The sequence below is a fragment of the Collimonas antrihumi genome (assembly GCF_018304965.1).
Taxonomy (GTDB): domain Bacteria; phylum Pseudomonadota; class Gammaproteobacteria; order Burkholderiales; family Burkholderiaceae_D; genus Collimonas; species Collimonas antrihumi.
Genome location: NZ_JAGQED010000001.1, coordinates 1 through 18,004, shown reverse-complemented (window position 1 = coordinate 18,004; position 18,004 = coordinate 1). Strand labels below are relative to the sequence as shown.

19 protein-coding genes, 1 tRNA gene and 1 pseudogene are annotated in these 18,004 nt (G+C 56.8%); 4 read left to right on the top strand and 17 right to left on the bottom strand.

The window, feature by feature from the left end; all coding sequences use genetic code 11:
• Positions 1–14: 14 nt before the first annotated feature.
• The 3 genes from KHU29_RS00105 to KHU29_RS00095 are packed head-to-tail and all read right to left on the bottom strand — an operon-like array spanning position 15 to position 2,773.
• Positions 15–812, bottom strand: a complete 798-nt coding sequence (locus KHU29_RS00105) for an ABC transporter permease (protein ID WP_211450689.1) — start codon at positions 810–812, stop codon at positions 15–17.
• Between the two features lie 25 nt (positions 813–837).
• Complete coding sequence (locus tag KHU29_RS00100) at positions 838–1,704, bottom strand: ABC transporter permease (RefSeq protein ID WP_211450688.1); 867 nt, start codon at positions 1,702–1,704, stop codon at positions 838–840.
• A complete protein-coding gene (locus KHU29_RS00095; protein ID WP_211450687.1) occupies positions 1,697–2,773 on the bottom strand; it encodes an ABC transporter ATP-binding protein in 1,077 nt (358 codons plus the stop codon). Before KHU29_RS00095 ends, KHU29_RS00100 begins: the two co-directional genes overlap by 8 nt.
• A gap of 195 nt (positions 2,774–2,968) precedes the next feature.
• Between KHU29_RS00095 and KHU29_RS00090 the strand changes: the two genes are divergently transcribed.
• Positions 2,969–3,805, top strand: a complete 837-nt coding sequence (locus tag KHU29_RS00090; RefSeq protein ID WP_211450686.1) for an IclR family transcriptional regulator — start codon at positions 2,969–2,971, stop codon at positions 3,803–3,805.
• A gap of 232 nt (positions 3,806–4,037) precedes the next feature.
• Here the strand turns inward: KHU29_RS00090 and KHU29_RS00085 are convergent.
• Positions 4,038–4,113, bottom strand: a tRNA-Gly gene (locus KHU29_RS00085).
• 453 nt (positions 4,114–4,566) lie between these two features.
• Here KHU29_RS00085 and KHU29_RS00080 point away from each other — a divergent pair.
• Both KHU29_RS00080 and KHU29_RS00075 read left to right on the top strand, forming a co-directional pair.
• The gene (locus tag KHU29_RS00080; RefSeq protein ID WP_211450685.1) at positions 4,567–5,919 is read left to right on the top strand and encodes a cytochrome C; all 1,353 of its coding nucleotides are present in this window, start codon (positions 4,567–4,569) and stop codon (positions 5,917–5,919) included.
• 119 nt (positions 5,920–6,038) lie between these two features.
• Positions 6,039–6,326 (top strand): high-potential iron-sulfur protein, encoded by a 288-nt coding sequence (locus tag KHU29_RS00075; protein WP_211450684.1) that lies wholly within the window; start codon positions 6,039–6,041, stop codon positions 6,324–6,326.
• A 116-nt stretch (positions 6,327–6,442) separates the two neighbouring features.
• On the opposite strand, the gene KHU29_RS00070 is transcribed toward KHU29_RS00075, so the two are convergent.
• Genes KHU29_RS00070 through gspG form a run of 13 tightly spaced genes read right to left on the bottom strand, consistent with a single transcriptional unit; the run spans position 6,443 to position 17,325 of the window.
• Complete coding sequence (locus KHU29_RS00070; protein ID WP_211450683.1) at positions 6,443–6,805, bottom strand: response regulator transcription factor; 363 nt, start codon at positions 6,803–6,805, stop codon at positions 6,443–6,445.
• Complete coding sequence (locus tag KHU29_RS00065; protein ID WP_211450682.1) at positions 6,796–7,197, bottom strand: response regulator; 402 nt, start codon at positions 7,195–7,197, stop codon at positions 6,796–6,798. The genes KHU29_RS00070 and KHU29_RS00065 overlap by 10 nt, the downstream gene beginning before the upstream one ends.
• Complete coding sequence (locus KHU29_RS00060) at positions 7,194–7,736, bottom strand: type II secretion system protein (protein ID WP_211450681.1); 543 nt, start codon at positions 7,734–7,736, stop codon at positions 7,194–7,196. The genes KHU29_RS00065 and KHU29_RS00060 overlap by 4 nt, the downstream gene beginning before the upstream one ends.
• Positions 7,714–8,127, bottom strand: a complete 414-nt coding sequence (locus KHU29_RS00055) for a type II secretion system protein (protein WP_211450680.1) — start codon at positions 8,125–8,127, stop codon at positions 7,714–7,716. The genes KHU29_RS00060 and KHU29_RS00055 overlap by 23 nt, the downstream gene beginning before the upstream one ends.
• Before the next feature lie 2 nt (positions 8,128–8,129).
• A complete protein-coding gene (locus tag KHU29_RS00050; protein ID WP_211450679.1) occupies positions 8,130–8,600 on the bottom strand; it encodes a type II secretion system protein in 471 nt (156 codons plus the stop codon).
• Positions 8,597–11,422 (bottom strand): cohesin domain-containing protein, encoded by a 2,826-nt coding sequence (locus KHU29_RS00045; RefSeq protein WP_211450678.1) that lies wholly within the window; start codon positions 11,420–11,422, stop codon positions 8,597–8,599. The genes KHU29_RS00050 and KHU29_RS00045 overlap by 4 nt, the downstream gene beginning before the upstream one ends.
• On the bottom strand, positions 11,422–11,967 hold the full coding sequence (locus tag KHU29_RS00040) for a hypothetical protein (protein WP_211450677.1): 546 nt from the start codon (positions 11,965–11,967) through the stop codon (positions 11,422–11,424). Before KHU29_RS00040 ends, KHU29_RS00045 begins: the two co-directional genes overlap by 1 nt.
• 1 nt (position 11,968) lies before the next feature.
• A complete protein-coding gene (locus KHU29_RS00035) occupies positions 11,969–12,517 on the bottom strand; it encodes a hypothetical protein (protein WP_211450676.1) in 549 nt (182 codons plus the stop codon).
• A gap of 5 nt (positions 12,518–12,522) precedes the next feature.
• Positions 12,523–13,062, bottom strand: a complete 540-nt coding sequence (locus tag KHU29_RS00030; RefSeq protein WP_211450675.1) for a PilN domain-containing protein — start codon at positions 13,060–13,062, stop codon at positions 12,523–12,525.
• A gap of 12 nt (positions 13,063–13,074) precedes the next feature.
• Positions 13,075–13,917, bottom strand: coding sequence for a hypothetical protein (locus KHU29_RS00025; protein ID WP_211450674.1), 843 nt, complete (start codon positions 13,915–13,917; stop codon positions 13,075–13,077).
• Positions 13,898–15,613 carry a GspE/PulE family protein gene (locus tag KHU29_RS00020; RefSeq protein ID WP_211451103.1) on the bottom strand — a complete coding sequence of 572 codons (1,716 nt, stop codon included), beginning with the start codon at positions 15,611–15,613 and terminating at the stop codon, positions 13,898–13,900. Before KHU29_RS00020 ends, KHU29_RS00025 begins: the two co-directional genes overlap by 20 nt.
• Positions 15,614–15,618: 5 nt before the next feature.
• A complete protein-coding gene (locus tag KHU29_RS00015; RefSeq protein ID WP_211450673.1) occupies positions 15,619–16,851 on the bottom strand; it encodes a type II secretion system F family protein in 1,233 nt (410 codons plus the stop codon).
• 9 nt (positions 16,852–16,860) lie between these two features.
• Positions 16,861–17,325 carry a type II secretion system major pseudopilin GspG gene (gene gspG / locus KHU29_RS00010; protein WP_211450672.1) on the bottom strand — a complete coding sequence of 155 codons (465 nt, stop codon included), beginning with the start codon at positions 17,323–17,325 and terminating at the stop codon, positions 16,861–16,863.
• A gap of 368 nt (positions 17,326–17,693) precedes the next feature.
• Here gspG and KHU29_RS00005 point away from each other — a divergent pair.
• A pseudogene (locus tag KHU29_RS00005) lies at positions 17,694–18,004 on the top strand (IS3-like element ISAzo10 family transposase); the annotation flags it as partial.

The window sequence follows — 18,004 nt, the reverse complement described above, 5'->3', positions numbered from 1 at the left end:
TTCCGGGCATGGGTTCATCCCTGTTGGCCGATCAGTACTTTGTCCAGTCCGTAGACACGATCCAGAATCAGCATCGCCACCCCGGTAATCAGGATCATCAAAGCGGATACAGATGCCATCATCGGATCGATGGATTCAGTGGCATACATGTACATGCGTACCGGTAAAGTGACCGTAGCTGGCGTGGTGACGAAAATCGACATGGTCAACTCATCGAAACTATTGATAAATGCCAGCAGCCAGCCGCCGGTAATGCCGGGCAATATCATGGGCAGCGTGATGCGCCGGAATACGGTCCACGGTCCGGCGCCCAGAGACTGCGCTGCATGCTCGGCGCTTTTATCCATACCCGCCACAGCGGCCAGCACCAGCCGCAATACGTAGGGACTGATCACCACCACATGGGCGATCACCAGCCAACCGAACGAACCGCTAACGCCCATGCTGGCAAACAAGCGCATGAGCGCCACCCCCAGCACCAGGGTAGGAATAATCAGCGGCGACAGGAACAAGGCATTCAGGAAATCCCTGCCGGCAAAGCTCAGCCGCCCGATCGCCAGGCCGGCGGGCAAGGCCACACACAGCGAGAGCGTGGCCGACAGTAACGCCAGCAATAGACTGTTGTAGAACGATTGCACAAAATCGGGATGTTCAAAGATAGCCTTGAACCAGCGTAATGAAACACCGTGGGCCGGCAGGGACAGTGTGTCTTCCGGCGTAAACGCGACCAGGCATACGACCAGCAGCGGCGCCAGTACAAACGCCACTATCAACGCATGGAAGATCAATGAAACAGGACCATTGTTGCGCATGCTATCGGTTCTCCTATTAACCCGGTTAACCCAGTGTCCTGGAATATTTACGTTCCAGAACCCGGTTGTAACTCAACATGATGAGCAGATTCGCAAGCAGCAGGATGATGGCGATCGATGCTCCCAGCGGCCAGTTCAGGGAGCCGAGGAATTCGTCATAGACCGTGGTCGCCACCACTTTCAGGCGGCGTCCGCCAAGCAAGCCGGGAATGGCAAAGGCGCTCGCACTGAGACCGAACACGATCAGGCTGCCAGACAGAATGCCGGGCAACACCTGCGGCAGTACAATCCGCCGCAGCACGGTTGCGGGCGATGCATTCAGCGACAACGCTGCTTGGGCGACTGTAGGATCGAGTCTTTGCAAAGAGGTCCACACCGGGATGACCATGAACGGCAGCATCACATGCACCAGGGCGACCACGATTGCCCCTGTGGTGTAGAGTAATTTGAGCGGCGCAAAACCAAACCAGACCAGAGTCGAATTGATTAATCCATTGGCGCTAAGCAGCATGCTCCAGCCGAAAGCGCGTACCACCACCGACACCAGCAACGGGCCGAGAATGACGATCAGGAAAATCGACCGCCATGGTTTTGCCATGCGGCTCAGCACATAAGCCTCCGGCGCGCCAAGCAATATGCAGATGAGCGTGGTTAGCCCTGCCACCCAAAATGTACGCAGGAAAATCGAATGAAAATATTCATCGCTAAAAACCAGCCAGTAATTGCTCAGGCTAAAACCAGCCTTGATGCCGGTAATGGCGTCGAAGCCGTAAAAGGACAAGAGCAAGGTTAACAACAATGGCACGAGCACCATCGTAAAAAAAAGGATCGCGCCAGGCGTAGTCAGCAGATACGGCAGCGATACCGAAGATAGCGCATTCGGCTTAGCCATGCTGCGCCTCTTGATGTTCGCGCTTGACGATGTGCAGCGCATCGGCCGGCCACCGCAATGAAACCTCTTCGCCGTTACTGCATGCGGCATTGCCGCAGTTCTGCCAGGTAGCCAGCAAATCTCCCAGGCCGGTGTCGATGTGATACAGCCATTGGTTCCCGAGAAACATGCCCGAACGCACGCGACCTCGGATGATTTCATCTTGCGGACTGCAGCGTTCCAATTTTTCCGGACGCAAGCAAAGTGTGACCCGTTCGCCGATCTGCAGCGTCGGGTCACAGGTAGTCAGCAACTGACCATGCACATTCAGCGCCGACCCTTGCCGATTGACGGATGCGACCAGCCCTTCAAACAAGTTGGCCTTGCCGACGAATTGCGATACGAACTGATTCACCGGATTTTCATAGGCATCGAACGGTTTGGCGATCTGTATCGCGCAGCCGGCATCCATGACGACCACGCGATCGCTCATCGATAGCGCTTCCGACTGGTCATGCGTGACCATGATGGTGGTGGTGCCGACCTTGCGCTGGATCTCGCGCAGTTCGACCTGCATGTCTTCGCGCAATTTGGCGTCGAGATTAGACATCGGCTCATCCAGCAGCAAGACCGGCGGTTCAATCACCAAGGCGCGCGCCAGTGCTACACGTTGACGCTGACCGCCGGACAACTCGCGCGGATAGCGATGGCCGAATTTGTCCAGATGCACCAGCGCGAGCGCCTTGCGTACCCGTTCCGCACGTTCGGCTGGCGCAATCTGCCGCATTTCCAGGCCGAAGCTGACATTAGCGCTCACTGTCATGTGCGGAAACAAGGCGTAGCTCTGGAACACGATGCCCAGGCCGCGCCGGTTGGGTTTCTCGTGGGTGATGTCGCGCCCGTCCAGGATCACACGCCCTGCACTCGCGTCGACAAAGCCGGCGATCATTTGCAGCGTAGTGGTCTTGCCGCAACCTGAAGGTCCGAGCAGGGAAACGAATTCACCCTTCTCAACCGTCAAGTTCAGTTTTTCAACCGCGGTGAAGTCACCGTAATGTTTGGACAGGTTTTCCAGCTGTAGAAACGACATCGACTTGTCTCCTATGACGGTCGGTTTTGATCCCAATACGCTTACCGCAACACTATCAAGCTATTTCCGCAATATAGTGAAAAGAAAAATCACGGTCAACGAAATATTCCATATAGCAGACTAATTATTTGATATATTCCATTTAATGGATCATTATTAAATATATAGATAAATTAATTTCATTAGGAGGAAATAATGAAAGATCAAGATGCCTCGGCAGGAACCAGCCTTCAGCGCGGCTTTGCGATTATCCGGGCGCTGGCGACAACCAATGGCGACGGCGCCAAGCTGACGCACATTGCTAACGCAACCGGCCTGGCCCAACCCACGGCTCACCGCATTCTTCGCGCGCTGACCGGCGAAGGCATCGTGGAACAGGACGAACGCAGCAAAGCCTATCGCTTGAGCGTTGAATTTTTTGCTTTGGCTGCGCGCGCCGGGCATCGCGGCAATTTGCGCGATATCTGCCGGCCGATCTTGTTGCGCCTGTCGGCGGCATTGGGCGACACCATGTTCTTGCTGGTGCGTAGCGGCTACGACGCCATGTGCCTGGACCGTAGCGAGGGCCCGTTCCCGATCCGCTCGTTCACGGGTGATATTGGCGGCAGAGTCGCGCTCGGGGTTGGCCAGGGGGCGCTGGTGATTCTGGCATTCTTGCCCGAAGCAGAGCGCGAAGAAATCATCCGCTTCAACCTGCCGCGCTTGCTGGATCTGGGCTTGTACGACGAAGTGTATTTGCGGACTGAAATCAAACGCTCACTGGAACTTGGCTACGCAGCCAGTCATGGGGTGGGCTTGTTGCCCGGCATGGCCGGCATTGCGGTACCGGTGCTGGACCGGCAGGGCCGTGCGGTCGCGGCCTTGAGTGTCGCCACGCTGGCGGAAAGATTAAACGCAGACCGTCTGCCGACGGTAGTGCAGATACTCAAGAAAGAAGCTGCGATCGTCAGCGCGCAGATCAATCCGTTCGATCCGGTGTTGCGCCGACCCGCTCAAATACTCGGCGGCCTGCCGATTGAAGCACCCAAATGAACTATCCCGTTATTTTGCCCGAGCGAATAGCAAAACGACCCGGTCGCAAGATGCGAACGAGTCGTTGAATAAAGCCTGGCATATACGAAGTGATGAGGTAACGCGGTCATACATTCTAAACATGCGCTCGATGACCGCATGTTTACCGATAAAGAAGAAGACTCTCGGAGCCCAGTCCTAATTTTTTACTGAAACGGCAAGGAAGATTTAATCATCTTTCTTACCTGGAATTTGGAGCGGGAGAAGAGTCTCGAACTCTCGACCTCAACCTTGGCAAGGTTGCGCTCTACCAACTGAGCTACTCCCGCGTATGGAGTGTTTGCGGCAAGGAGCATCAACATGACCCCTTGCATCGCTAGAGAAATAATTTCTTATTTCGTAAAACAGGCAAGATTCTAGCACGGTTTTTTAAAATTGCAAACGAAAGCCTGCATTTTCTTTCGTGAATCCTGGCTTATTCGATTTTCTTCCGCGTTATCAGTGGCGAATACAACACACTGCCGCCGCCCCTCTGGCAGAAATTTGCTCATGCACTTTATTCCTTCTCAATAACCCGGCAATCCGGTTTGCAAAGACTATGCATAGCTGATCCAGCCCGATTGCTGAAGATCGAGCGATGGCCAGGTCAATCCTTATGGGGAGCATTCCGAGGAAATCTTAGTACTTCTACCCAATGACCCGCGTTCCCGGACAAGCTATTTTTAATTCATAGGCTGACAAATAACGCAGCATTGCGAATCAAAAAACAGGGGAGATTCACAATGAAAAACATACACACGTTTTTAAAACGCGTAGCAGCCTTTGTATGGCTGATTTTTCTTTTTGGTTTCATGTCCAATGCTGACGCCAATCCTCTTTTTGCGAGGCAAACCAGCCTGAAATGCTCGTCGTGTCACACCATCTATCCTGAGCTCACGCCGTTTGGACGAAAATTCAAACTGGGCGGATACACCTTGGGAGAACGCGAGAAGATCCCGCTGGCTTTCATGGCAATCGTTTCACGCAATTCAATCAACAACGCAACCGACAAATCCAGCGGCGACCTGCTTTTCGCGAAGAACCGCGAACTGGTGGTCGAGGCCGCCAGTCTGTTTACGGGCGGGAAATTCACCGATTACGCCGGCGGCTTTGTGCAATGGACCTACAACAACATCAGCACCACGGACAATCTGAGATATGTTGGGCACGGCGCGCTGGATAACACCGATCTGCGGTTGGTGAAAATGACGGGATCGGAAGAAAAACCAACGTTTTTCGGTCTGACTTTGCACAACAATCCTACCGTTCAAGACATCTGGAATACTACCCCGGCCTGGAGCTTTCCGTACTACAGCCCGACTATCGCAGGCCCGGGCCGCGGCGTGCCGACCTTCCTTGAGTCGGGCGCGCGGGTGGCTGGCCTCGGCGCTTACACGTATCTGTTCGATTCGCTCTACCTGGAGGCAGCCTCGTATCAGACCGCCAAAGGTCCGCTGTCGGCTTTACGCTGGGGCACACCCGACGCTCAAAGAGTAACGCTGGCGGGCTCCAATCCTTACTTGCGCATGACCTACACCTTCGGCAGCGACCATCAGAATTTCACCATCGGCGCTACCGCCGCCAGAGTCGCCATGGCCGCGCCAGATGCGACTCCCCAGGGCGATCGCTTCACCGACCTGGGATTCGACGCCACGTATCAGTTTTTCAGCAAAGACGATCACCATATCGTCACAGCCATGGCGTCCACAATCCACGAGAAAGCCGATTGGCGGGGCGGCTTCCCGAATGGGAACAATGATAATCCGACTTCGAATTTGCGCTCGACCCGAGCCAAGCTCAGCTATCTTTACGACCGTACTTACGGCATTACGGGCGCCGTGTTCAAGCTCACCGGTGACGCTGACTTCGCACGATTCGGCACCAACAATGGCAAACCGGATACCTCAGGCTATATCGTCGAACTGAATTATTGGCCGCACTATATTTTTTCCTGGGACCCGCAGGCGAACGTCCGTTTTGGACTGCAATACACCGGCTATACGAAATTCAATGGCAGCAAGACGAATTACGACGGGACGCTCAGAGACGCCAAGGACAACAACACGCTTTACCTCTACGCCTGGTTCATGTTCTAACGGCAGGTTCTAACGGCAGGTTCTGACAACAGTCAGGTGTTTTCCCGAGTCGCGGCGCGAGCGTAATGGATTGATGCGGACGATCCAGGTCGGATTATTTCACTCGGAGGAGAATCGCCATGAATCAAGAAAAAAAAACATCGCGCCGGAGTATGCTACGCCGTAGCAGCGCCGTGCTGGGCGCGATCATTCTTACTCCCCTCGTGACCCCGTCGCAGCCTGTCAAGGCAGGCTCCATGACTAAAGGCATGCTCCATTACCAAGACAGTCCCAAGGAAGGAAAAATGTGCGCCGACTGCGCTGCGTACACTCCGCCACCCGCGCCGGAGGCAGGCACCGGCACTTGCAAGATTGTGGCCGGACAGGTCAATCCTCAAGGTTGGTGCATGGCTTATTCGCACCGCTAAAGGATCATGATGAATTTTCGTCGAACAGGTGACAAAGGCCGTATCCCGATATAGCCTGGCGGCGTTCGCAAATCTCGCAAATCCCGCGACTCCCGCCTTCGATTCACCGGTCCCTGTCACTCCAACGACATTACCGGGCCGTCAGGAGGTTTTTTGGAAGGCATGTCTGAAGCCAAGACCGGGCCATCGGCCGCTCCGTTGACGGCGTTCGATGTATTACCGGCGCGCTCGATCAAACCCATGTCCAGCGCCATGAGGATAAGTTCTGCCGCATTGCGCAAACCAAGCTTGTGCATCAAATTAGCGCGATGTTTTTCGACAGTCTTGGCGCTAATGTTGAGAAATTCACCGGTCTTGCGATTCGTACGTCCCTCCGCAACCAGTTTAAGGATGCTGCGTTCACGCGCAGTCAACTTGTTCCAGGGTGTTGCGGCCTTCTTGGGATCGCCTCGACGCAGGAAATCATTGATCAAGTGCATCGACACATCGGGGCAGATATATTTTTTCCACCGGCGACCGTCTGAATCGCCGTCACAAATTCATCGTAGGAAGCATCTTTCAATACATAACCGTCCGCCCCTACCCGCAGCGCTTCTGTCACATATTCGTCGGTCTTGTAGACGGTCAGCACAAGAATGTGAATATCTGGCATACGCCTCTTGATCTGAGCCGTGGCTTCAATTCCATTCATGCCGGGCAGGGACAAATCCATGAGGATCATATCCGGATGCAATGAAAGCGCTTCGCGAATCGCCTCTTTACCTTCCCGCGCCTCGCCCACCACTTCGTAGCCAGGCAGCGCCGTAATCATCGACCGTAGCCCGTGCCGGAGTAGGTTGTGGTCCTCGACTATCAAAATTCGGTAGGTCATGACGTTCCTCCGATGACTACAGGTTGGCGCGACGATGGCAACGGCGATTTTCGGCCGGGTCTTCCCGAAACGGGCGGGCTAAACAAGAATCTCCACTGATTGTAGGTCTCAACCCCTTCGAATGCACTATCTGCTCGAGAAAAGCCGCTGCGCTTGATAGTCGACTTGGCGGAACTGCTGACTACGCCGCTGATCTGTTCGCCAGTACGCAGCAATTCAAATGCCTCGCCGGTGACCGGATCGGCATAGGCACGGCGCAAATGCCGTACAGGCACCGGAAAACGCTGATCTTCAACCAAATCGCCAATACTCGCCGGCAGCATCTTGCCAGCCCCGGGAGTAGCGTAATAGTAGTGCTCAATAGCCAACCGGTACTGGTCGCCGACGTACAACAGATCCGCTTCGGTTTCGCGCTGCCGCTCGACCGACCATACTTCGACCGCCCCCATCAGCGCCACGGCCATCAGCGCCAGGGTCAACAGCAACGCCAGCAATACTATGCCGCGCGAGGGACGTTTAGTTTTTGGTAGCGGTATCATCCCCTACTCCCTTACTCTTTGCCGCGCTTTGGATATCATAGACCCCGCTCAGAGAGGTATCAAGGGGGGCGATAACGATCCAGTCAGGACTTTCTGTAATCGGATCTACGGGAACACTGCGCAGATACCGCTTCTGTACCAGTTCGTCGAGCGTTTCCGGATAGCGGCCCTGATCGCCGAAGAATTTGTCGAGCGCATCCCGCACCGTTGCAAGGTTTTGCTGCTGCACCTTGACCTTGCCATTGTCGAGTGCGACGAAATAGCGCGGCACGGCAAGCGTCAGCAGCAGGCCGATCACGGCCATGACGATCACCATTTCAATCAATGTGAACCCGTTTTTCCTGGAACACCTGCTGCAAAACAGTGAGAAGGATGAGAACGGTCGTAACATGGCTACCACTCCTTGTAGGCGATGCCATTCATGCCCCTGGCGGCCGAGAGCGAAGCGACGTCATACACATCGTTGCCCGGCATCGGGTCGCTGGGCGGGCTGCCGTAGCTGCGCAAAGCCCAGGTTTGTTCTGCCGGCTGGGCAAGATCGGGGTAAAACGGGTCGCGCGGCACATGGCGCAGAAATACCAGCCGGGAATGATTGATATCTTTCGCATTTTCGACGCCGGTGACCAACACTTCCAGCGAGGGCGGATAGCCGGAATCGCCGGCTTCCCTTGTAATCAGGCCGGTATCGGCCGCAATCTTGTAATTATCCAATGCGGTGCGGATCTGGCGCAGGGCAAGTTTCAGCTCGGTTTCCTTCAGACGCGTTGCCGAAATTTCATAGAGCGGCAACGCGACCATCGCCACCAGGCCTACCAGGGCCAGTGTAATGATCAGCTCTATGAGCGTAAATCCGTGCGTTTTCATGGCTCGATCGTCAGTTTCAGCGGCTGTGGCCGGGATATGTTGCGCAAAGCACCGCCGCCGCTAATGCCAAGCTGCGCCAGCTGCATTTCCACTTGTGTCTGCTTGCTGGATATCTTGGCTGCGAATGTCAGGTTCATCAGCGCCCCCGAACCGGCAAAGAATTTACCGGCGTCGGCGTCCAGTGTCATATTGACGCGGCCGGCGGTATCGTTGATGACCGGATCGATGTTACTGACGCCGACCCGGCTGCTGACCACCCCCGGGCTGGCGCCGACAAAGGACAACACCCGCGGGTCGTAGAGGATATAGAACGGCAGTGAATGAATGCCATCGAAGCTGGAAGCGTTAAGAGTGATCTTGAACTGATCTCCGGCCCTGACACTTTCAGGCTTGCCCCAGGTGATCTGCGGTCTGCCATTGGAAATGTTAGCGCCGCCGTTGCCAGTGCTTGCAGTCGGGGTCGGGCTGACTGCGGGACTTGCCGATTGAGCACTCTTGTCCGCAGCACCTGCCACCATTGCCGCCGCTGCCGCTGCCGGGACAGTAGCGGCGGCCACGACCGGCGCCGCATTTGCGGGCGTAGCGGCGGCGACGGCTGCAGGTATCCCTGCGGCCGATTCACTGACCGGCATGGCCGCCGGTGTGGCCGCTGGCGCAGCAGTTGCCAGCACCTTGTCAGATGGCAGCGCCGCTGATTGATCCGTCGGCGCCGGCGTGGCAGACTCCGGTACCGGCACAGGCGCCGGCGGCGGCATGGGAGCAGGCACAGGCGCAGGTGGAGCTTGGTAGCCGCCGGACGGGGCCGGACTGACGGCGTCGAATCCTTGCGGCTGCGTCGCCGACGGCGCCGGTGCATCTGGCACCACGCCGTTCAGGATGGCCGGGGTGGCTGGCGGAGTCTGCGGCGTGGCTACAACAACAGGCGGCGCAGGCAGTATTACCGGGGCTGCCGGTACCGGCGCCGCATCGGCGCGCGGCACGCTGTTGCCGCTTACGCCATTACTGGTGCCAGACACGCTAGAGATCGGATCAAGACGGAACTGACCGGAGTGAATCGTGGTTTCCGTGCCAGACCAGACATCCCGCATTGTGTCTTCGGCAATACCCTGGGCACGTATGATGCGGGGTGTGATCGATAGCACGATCTCGGTCTTTGTATGGTCGCCGTTATGTTCCGAGAACAATCGTCCAATGACCGGCAATTGACCGAGGCCGGGAACCTTGGCAGCGGCATTGCGATCGGAATCGCTGATCAAGCCGCCAAGCACCTGGGTTTCACCGTCGCGCAAACGCAAGCTTGTCGTTGCGCTGCGGGTCCCGATCTGATAGGCGAGCGAGCCGGAAGGCCCTGAGATTTCCTTGACTATATTGCTGACTTCCAGATTCAGCTTGATGCCGACCTCGCCCTCCGGATAGACATGCGGTTCAGCCTCAAGCTTGATACCGACATCGATATACTGGATCGAACCGGTGACCACCGAGGCGCCGGTTTGTATCGGTGTCACGGTATTGGTGATGATAGGTACTTTGTCGCCGATCAGGATCTTCGCCTTTTCGTGATCGCGCACGCGGATACGCGGACTAGCCAGCAGATTGGCGTCGGTATCCTGGAGCTTGAAACCTATGCCCAGCGAGAACGGTGTCACTTGCAACTGGCCGCGCGTCAAATCACCGAGAGCGCCAAGAGTCAGGGAGCCGGCCGTCCCTGTCGGGGTCGATATCGTGGCACTGTTCGGCCAGCTTATGCCAAGGTCGGTCAAGCGATCGCGGGAAATTTCCAGCACCTCGACTTCCAGCATCACTTCAGCATCCGCCAGATCGTGGGCCGCAATCACTTTGGCAGCTACGTCCAGTGCCTCCGGCGTATCCCGCAAGACTAGCGTATTGGTGCGTTCGTCGACCAATGCATCCTTGATCTTGAGCACCGACTTGAGCACTGTCAGGATGTATTTCGCATCGCCATTCGAAATATGGAAAGTGCGCACTTTCAACTCTTGGTATTCTTTTTGTTTAGCCGCCGTCGCCGGATAAATGAACATCGTATTGACGTTGAGTACTTTCTTTTCGAGCTGGTTCTGCAACAGAATCAGATTGACGGTATCTTCGACCGAGCCTTCATGCACAAAGATGGTGGTTTTAAGATCGGGGCGCACGTCGCGGTCGAAGATCACGTTAAGGCCGGTGGTGCGGGACAACGCTTCGAACACCATGCGCAGATTGGCATCGCGGAACTGCAGCGTGACCGGTTTCTTCATTACCGACTGGGAAGCGGTCAACGCTTCTTTGGCGCGATGCTGGGTGTCGATCTCGTTATTAATCTTGCGTAACAACAGCTGCGCATTGGGGTTGGCGGGATTCTCCAGTATCACCACCATCGTGCGTTCCCGTGCCATATCCCATTTGCCGGCGGCGTCCATCTTTTCGGCTTCAGCCAGGATGTCCCTATGCCGTATGTCCATGTCTATATCAGACACCCCGCGCCGGGCTCGTTCGTTCGAACTGTCAAGTTGCAGCGCCTCCAGATAAGAATTGCGCGCTTCCTTGGTATCGCCGGCCGAACGCTGCTCATCGCCTTGCTGAATCAATTTTTTCGTTTCTTCGTCGAGGCGTTTGATGTAATCGAGCTTGTACGGCAGATTGCCCGGATCCTGCCGCACGGCTTCGCGCATGTTGGCGAGTCCCTCCGCGACATGACCTTCTTTAATCTGACGCTGGCCGTCCGTGTGAAGTTGCTGTGCCGCGCACCCGGCCAGCGCACCAACGATCAGCAGCACCGCAGCTGGACGCCGCCAGCTTTTTGACGTGTATTGGATAAGGCGCATTACAGCCCCCCAGAGATCGAAATGGATTGCCGCTGGTTGAGCGGAAGGTAGGTCAGGATAATTTCTTTGGCGCTGACAGAATCGATATGATAGGTACCCTCCACGGTATCTCCCGTCGTCACCAGCAACAACTGGTCGTCTTTCGCCAGAAAAGCGGTAGGCTTGGCTTGATCCTGCAGCAGCCCGACGAAATTGAAAGGTATAGGAGGCGCGGTCGGCGGTGGTGGCGGTGGTGGCGGCAACTCCTTCGGTGGCGGTGGCGGCGGCGGCGTCCAGCTGTTGGATGCGAATAAATTGTTTGTGCCGGTCTGATCCAGGTTGGCTCGTTCCGGCGGGGCTATCGTTTTTGGCAAGGTAGCAGCAACATCGGCAGCGGCGGCGCCCGGCTTGGCGCTTCCCGTTTGATGATTGCTTGCGGTCCGAGTCACAGGTTCAACCAGCCCGGATTCGGCAGAGCCGCCCGAAAACACCAAGGCGCCGCAGGAAACCAGCACACCGGCTACCAGCACCAATCCTATTTGCCGCCGTGAGAATCGGTTGCGCATGTCAGGCTCCGCGGTAGACAAAAGTGAAATGGATTCGCGCATCCTGAATAGTGCTGTTCACCGCGGCCCGTTCGATATGCAGTTCGGCCAGCGACGCATTCGGTATGGCATTGAGCACTCCGGCAATAAAGCTGCGTAAGGTGTCGTAGCTGGCTTTCACCGGCAGCACTACCTCATAGCTCACGAAAGCTGCGCCCTGCGCATCCGAGATGCGATACTCTCCCTTCACCAGATCGAGCTTGGCTAGTTGCGCCTGTTCCATCAGCTGGCGCAGATCGCCTACGTTGTGGTCAATCGTCGGGAACCAGGCCGTAAAGCGCACCAGTTGCTCGCTGGTCTTTGGCTGGATCCGATGTTCAAGCCGGGCACGATTAAGGTCGATCAACGCGGCGCCGGTCTGCAACTTGATCTCGCCGGCGTTTTTTTCCAAACGCGGCGCAACCGCCAAGGCGGCGAACAAAGTGAATCCGAGCATGCAAATGCCCACCAGGCCCGGCCAGCCGACGCGGCGGGCAAGCGCATAACGCAACATCAGCGCCATTGAGCTCATGCGGTTCATTTCTCCTCCCAATGCGCCTGGATCTGGAAACGGACCGGCGCGCCTGGCTGCGTCTGTATCTGGTGCGAAGTCAAGATGACACGTTGCAGGCCGGGCTGGCTCTGGAGATAGGACAGGTAATCCAGCATCGTGGCAAAGTCTTTCGCCTCACCGACCAGATGCAATTGCCGACGCGATGCGACTGGTTCTACCGACAGCAACGCCACGTGCTCCATCGGCGCCGATTCGAGTACTTTCAGCAAACGATCCCAAGGTGTATTCAACTGGCCTGCAATCTGCGCTGCATTCTTGAAATTCTGCAGTTCGGCGGGCGTGATTTTGGCGCCATCCTGATCGGCATGCCTTACCGTATGGAGACGCGATACCAAGGCGTCATAGACCGTTTGCTGGGCCTTGCGAGCGTTATAGGCAGACGATAATTCGACGCCTGCGTAGATGCTGGCTGCAGCACCGGCGAGCAGGATAGCCAATCCGAACGGCGGCAATTTGCGACGCTGGGAGGAAAAATCGAAATCGAGTTTTTGAAGGGAGGCCATGATATTTGGCTCCTACGCAACGTTCGAGGCGAAATCGGGCACTGCACCGGCAGCGGCCGCCATTTCCGGTTGCGGCGCCAGGCGCTGCCAGCGGTTGCGTGCTGCTGTTGGAATGTCGGCTATATCGGCTATGTCGGCGTCGAAATATATCGGCAATCCAGAGTGATCCGGTACGCAGAGACGGCGGCAAAATGCATCGCAGCTATCGCTCAAGGCAGCCCAGTCATTTCTCGATAAGCGCTCGGTGGCAAGCGCCTGCCATTTTCCATCTTGCAGCCAACCGAGCATTAAAGAACTACCGCGCAAACGCGCCAGCAGCGCGCTGCTGTTTTTGCTATGCGCAAAGCTGCCATTCCAGAATGCCGCAAATGCCGGCTCCAGACGATTCAGCCGGCATCCAGCATCATCGCTCGCCAGTTTAATGGCATCGGACAGAGCCGCCGGCATGCCGCAAACGACCGCGCTGAGCCCATCCAGCTGGACCGAACAACGCATCACCAGCGAACTGGAATCGATGCCCAAGGTATCCGCCATGCCAAGCGCAGCCAGATGATCCAGCTCGGCCGGCGGCAAACGACGCGCGTCAACCTTCAGGACATCGTAATGAACCAAGGTATCGGCTACTTCGACATTCAGCCGGCAGGTTCCATACGCGGAGCGCTCCGCCCTGCTGGTCAAGAGCGGCAAGATATCGCGAATCGCCTGGCCGATACCGTCGTATGCGCCGGCAGCGCCTTCAGGTTTGGTGACTGGCACGATGACGTCATCTTGCCGTTGCCCGGCTTTTAGCATCAACGCCGTCACTTGATGCGGCTCGACCACCATTTGCACCGGCTTATTCCACAGGCGTAACACGATTGATCTCCTCAAGAGTGGTCATACCCGCAGCCACCAGGGCTACCGCCGCTTCACGCAGCGTTTTCAGGCCGTTTTGGCGGGCTGCGTGCTTGATCTTGGAAATGGCGGCGCGCTCTACCATCAAATCGCGCAAAGTGTCATTCAGCGAAAGCGTCTCCGCAATCGCGCGCCGGCCCTTGAAACCGCTACCGCGGCAATGCGCGCACCCTACCCCGTGTTTAAAATTAAAACTCGACAGGGCTAAGGTGGAAGTGCCAAGGCCAGAGCGCACCATCAGTTCTTTATCAGGTTTGTCGTCGGTCACGCACATCGGGCAATTGACGCGCACCAGCCGCTGCGCCAGGATGCCGTTGAGGGCGGAGACGAAACTGTAGGAATCAACACCCATGTTGGTGAAACGCCCGATCACGTCGAACACATTGTTGGCATGCACGGTGGTAAACACTTGATGACCCGTAAGCGCCGCCTGAACTGCGATTTGCGCAGTTTCCGGATCGCGTATTTCGCCCACCATGATCTTGTCCGGATCGTGACGCAGTATCGACCGCAGTCCACGGGCGAAGGTCAATCCCTTCTTTTCATTGACAGGGATTTGCAGCACGCCCGCCAATTGATATTCAACCGGATCCTCGATCGTCACGATCTTGTCGAGGCCGGTATTGATTTCCGTAATTGCCGCATAGATGGTGGTGGTCTTGCCGCTACCCGTAGGTCCGGTCACCAGCAGCAAGCCATAGGGAAGTTGCGATAGCCGGCGCACGAATTCCTTGGCCGGCTCGGCGAATCCCAGGGTTTCCAGGCTTAAGGTTTGCAGCTCGCCCGCCAAATGATAGCGGTCCAGCACCCGCAGCACTGCATCCTCGCCGAACAGATTGGGCATGATCGAGACGCGCAGATCGATTTCACGACCTTCGGCCAGCACTTTGAAGCGGCCATCCTGAGGAATCCGGCGTTCAGCAATGTCGAGTTCGGAAATCACCTTGATGCGCGACAGTACCTGGTTCGCCAGATCGCTGCCATCCAGCCGTTTGATCATGCTCAGAACGCCATCCAGCCGATATTTGATGTTCAAGCCTTGCGGCTGGGTTTCGAGATGGATATCGCTGGCGCCGGCACGCAATGCGTCATAGATCGTCGAATTGACCAAACGCACGATGGTGCTCTCGGTGCTGCTGATGTCTTCAATCGAGATCGACAGCGCGCTGTGGTCAATCGCGTTGACGGTGTCGGCAATGCCTACCGAATCCATCGCCCGGACCGATTTCTCGATGACAGCCAGATAGGAACGCACGTCACCGGTAGTGGCGATGCCCCAAGTCACCGGCTGCTCGGTACGAGTGCGCAAACGCGCGTTGATCCAGGTGCGGGTCCGCACATCCAGAGGATCCGCCGTCACCAGCAGCAGCTCGCCTGAAGGCTCTACAAACGCAACGCACAGTCGTTTGCCGGCTTCGATGAACGACAGCAGTTCAAAATCCGGTTTGAGCTGCCGCATCATGACCATCGTCACCGGCTGCATCCTGAAGTAGGCTGCGGCAGCCAGAAGGTAAGCGGCGGTATCGTCGCCAAAGCCCTCCGCTATCCGTTCGATCGTTTGCAGGGTAGAACCGGCCTGCTCCTGCACCGCGCGGATGGACTCTGCATCCAGAGTCTTCCTGGCGGGGCTGAAAACGTGCGTGTAGACGTTGTCCATGGCGGTCATTGAATACTGGATGCAAGGTCGAAAATCGGCAAATACATGAGTACCACGATGGCGCCGATAATGAGGCCGATGCACAACATCAGCACCGGTTCGAACAAGCGTGTCGCCACATCGATGGCACGGCTCAGAGTTGCCTCCTGGAAAGCGGCGATACGCGCCAATATCTCGGCCAATTTGCCGGTACGTTGCGCCACCATCAGCATGCGCAGGGCCACCGGATCGGCCAGGCCGACAACCTGCAACGCCGGGCCGATTGCAGCGCCCTCTCGAATCGACGCCACCGCACGCGCCAGCTTGCGGCTGTCTTCCGGCGTTAGCAGCGAGCCGCACATATCGAACGCACGGACCGCTGGAATGCCGCCTTCGATCAACATGCCGCTAGTGCGATAAAACTGTGCGTGGCGAAAAATCCGTATCAGCGGCCCCACGATGGGCAAACGTTGCAGCACCGGCAGGTTCCATCCCGCACGCGAAGCATGGCGAATCGCCCAGATCAGCGACAGGAAAGTACCGATAAACAAGGCTGCGACCAATTGCGGGTGGGCATGGATGGTTTTGCCGAGCTGGATCAGGATCTGGGATGCAAACGGAATCTCACCTCGGGTCGATTCAATCAAAGTGGAGAATTTCGGCACCACCACTGCCAGCAGGAACAATACAACCAGCGAACCCACCCCCAGCAGCATCAGCGGGTATACCGCGGCCCCCAAAGCCTTGGAGCGGATGGTGCGCAGAGTTTCAAAATTGGCGGAATATCGACGCAACGCCGCCGCCATGTCGCCGGTCTGCTCGCTGGCGGATATGCTTGCGACCAGCAGTTGCGGGAACACATCCGGCCGGTCGCTCATCACCCCCGAGAAATTGCGGCCCTCCTTCAAGGATTGCACTATTTTTTCGAACATGCGCCGGGTTTCGGACAAACGTTCTTTTTCGGCCAGCGTTTCGATGGCATCGATGATCCCCAGCCCTGCGTCCAGCAGTGATGCCAGCTCGTGGGCGAACAGTGCTATATCAAGGCGGGTACGGACTGCAGCAATGCGACCTCGTCCCCCCCACGCGAAGCTGCGCCGGCGAGGTACGCAAGACAGGACGCGCAGCCCCTCCCTTTCGGCGAGCCGGGTTGCCGCCGCCGCGTCGACGGCGGCTAATCGCAGCGAGCGCATCGCCCCCGCCCGGGCTTTAGCCACAATGTCGAATTCGATGACGTGGGTGACAGGCGCATTGTTCATGGCGGGCACCTAGTTAGACATCCAGTTGCCGACATCGGCGTTCTCACCGGTACCGCCAGGCTGACCGTCGGCGCCCAGTGTGCTCAGGTCCAGTTCGCCATGATCGCCAGGCGATTTGTAAATATAGGGACGGCCCCAAGGGTCCATCGGCACGGCCTTCTTCAGATACGGCCCCTGCCATTTTTCCTCGTTGTTCGGCTTCACGAAAAGACTGTCGAGGCCCTCGTCGGTAGTGGGGTAATGTCCTACGTCGAGCCGGTATTGATCGAGCGCCTTCTCCAGCGAGACAATCTGGGCGCGCGAGATTTTGGTATTGGATTTGCCGATCTGATCGAAATAACGTGGAGCAACCATGCCGGCGAGAAGGCCGATGATCACAATAACGACGAGCAGTTCAAGCAGCGTGAAACCTGCGCGCCGTTGGTTAGGGGCCGGCGCAGGATGCTCCAGACTGGCGGCAGCGAGACGCGTCATTATTATTCTCCCTAGGCCGGCACGTGATATTTTTTCGACGGCTCTTCTGTGCTTGAATTCTTAGAAGACCCTGCGGGACCGACCCCTATGATTTGTAGAATACTACTGCTTGTCTAAAAAGCTACTGGGTATATTCCCTCCATTTGGGGGTGTATGGGTAGCCCCCCGTGCCAGAATAGATGTCGCCTCGATAGGAAATTAATCAACGGGGGCGCAAAGGAAATGAAGTGGCAAGATACAGTGAAGCATTTAAGAACAGAGCAGTAGCCAGATTGTTACCACCTGAGGCAGCTTTGCCTGAGGTCGTTGCCAGAGAAACTGGTATTGGTGTTGGTACGCTACTGCGCTGGCAAGGGAGTTCGCCGGCAGTGTCCGCCCGAGGGCGGACACTGCCGGCGGCGGCGCGGTTTGATGCCATCATGGCCACTGCCGGGATGGACGAATCGAGCAAGAATGCCTGGTGTCGTGAGCATGGTGTGTACCCTGGCGAATTGGCGCAGTGGCTCGCCAGTGCAGCAGCTGCACTGGCGGATCCTGAACCAATGCGTACCAGCAGTCAACAGACCCGGCAAGACAAGAAACGCATCAAGGAACTCGAACGCGACGTCAATCGCAAGAACGCTGCGTTGGCAGAGACGACTGCTTTGCTGGTACTAGCAAAAAAGCTCTCGGTGATTTT

What these genes read in the sequence shown, in the direction of transcription:
- KHU29_RS00105 (WP_211450689.1), bottom strand. Translation starts at nt 812, where the DNA reads ATGCGCAACAATGGTCCTGTTTCATTGATCTTCCATGCGTTGATAGTG.
- KHU29_RS00100 (WP_211450688.1), bottom strand. Translation starts at nt 1,704, where the DNA reads ATGGCTAAGCCGAATGCGCTATCTTCGGTATCGCTGCCGTATCTGCTG.
- KHU29_RS00095 (WP_211450687.1), bottom strand. Translation starts at nt 2,773, where the DNA reads ATGTCGTTTCTACAGCTGGAAAACCTGTCCAAACATTACGGTGACTTC.
- KHU29_RS00090 (WP_211450686.1), top strand. Translation starts at nt 2,969, where the DNA reads ATGAAAGATCAAGATGCCTCGGCAGGAACCAGCCTTCAGCGCGGCTTT.
- KHU29_RS00080 (WP_211450685.1), top strand. Translation starts at nt 4,567, where the DNA reads ATGAAAAACATACACACGTTTTTAAAACGCGTAGCAGCCTTTGTATGG.
- KHU29_RS00075 (WP_211450684.1), top strand. Translation starts at nt 6,039, where the DNA reads ATGAATCAAGAAAAAAAAACATCGCGCCGGAGTATGCTACGCCGTAGC.
- KHU29_RS00070 (WP_211450683.1), bottom strand. Translation starts at nt 6,805, where the DNA reads ATGCACTTGATCAATGATTTCCTGCGTCGAGGCGATCCCAAGAAGGCC.
- KHU29_RS00065 (WP_211450682.1), bottom strand. Translation starts at nt 7,197, where the DNA reads ATGACCTACCGAATTTTGATAGTCGAGGACCACAACCTACTCCGGCAC.
- KHU29_RS00060 (WP_211450681.1), bottom strand. Translation starts at nt 7,736, where the DNA reads ATGATACCGCTACCAAAAACTAAACGTCCCTCGCGCGGCATAGTATTG.
- KHU29_RS00055 (WP_211450680.1), bottom strand. Translation starts at nt 8,127, where the DNA reads ATGTTACGACCGTTCTCATCCTTCTCACTGTTTTGCAGCAGGTGTTCC.
- KHU29_RS00050 (WP_211450679.1), bottom strand. Translation starts at nt 8,600, where the DNA reads ATGAAAACGCACGGATTTACGCTCATAGAGCTGATCATTACACTGGCC.
- KHU29_RS00045 (WP_211450678.1), bottom strand. Translation starts at nt 11,422, where the DNA reads ATGCGCCTTATCCAATACACGTCAAAAAGCTGGCGGCGTCCAGCTGCG.
- KHU29_RS00040 (WP_211450677.1), bottom strand. Translation starts at nt 11,967, where the DNA reads ATGCGCAACCGATTCTCACGGCGGCAAATAGGATTGGTGCTGGTAGCC.
- KHU29_RS00035 (WP_211450676.1), bottom strand. Translation starts at nt 12,517, where the DNA reads ATGAGCTCAATGGCGCTGATGTTGCGTTATGCGCTTGCCCGCCGCGTC.
- KHU29_RS00030 (WP_211450675.1), bottom strand. Translation starts at nt 13,062, where the DNA reads ATGGCCTCCCTTCAAAAACTCGATTTCGATTTTTCCTCCCAGCGTCGC.
- KHU29_RS00020 (WP_211451103.1), bottom strand. Translation starts at nt 15,613, where the DNA reads ATGGACAACGTCTACACGCACGTTTTCAGCCCCGCCAGGAAGACTCTG.
- KHU29_RS00015 (WP_211450673.1), bottom strand. Translation starts at nt 16,851, where the DNA reads ATGAACAATGCGCCTGTCACCCACGTCATCGAATTCGACATTGTGGCT.
- gspG (WP_211450672.1), bottom strand. Translation starts at nt 17,325, where the DNA reads ATGACGCGTCTCGCTGCCGCCAGTCTGGAGCATCCTGCGCCGGCCCCT.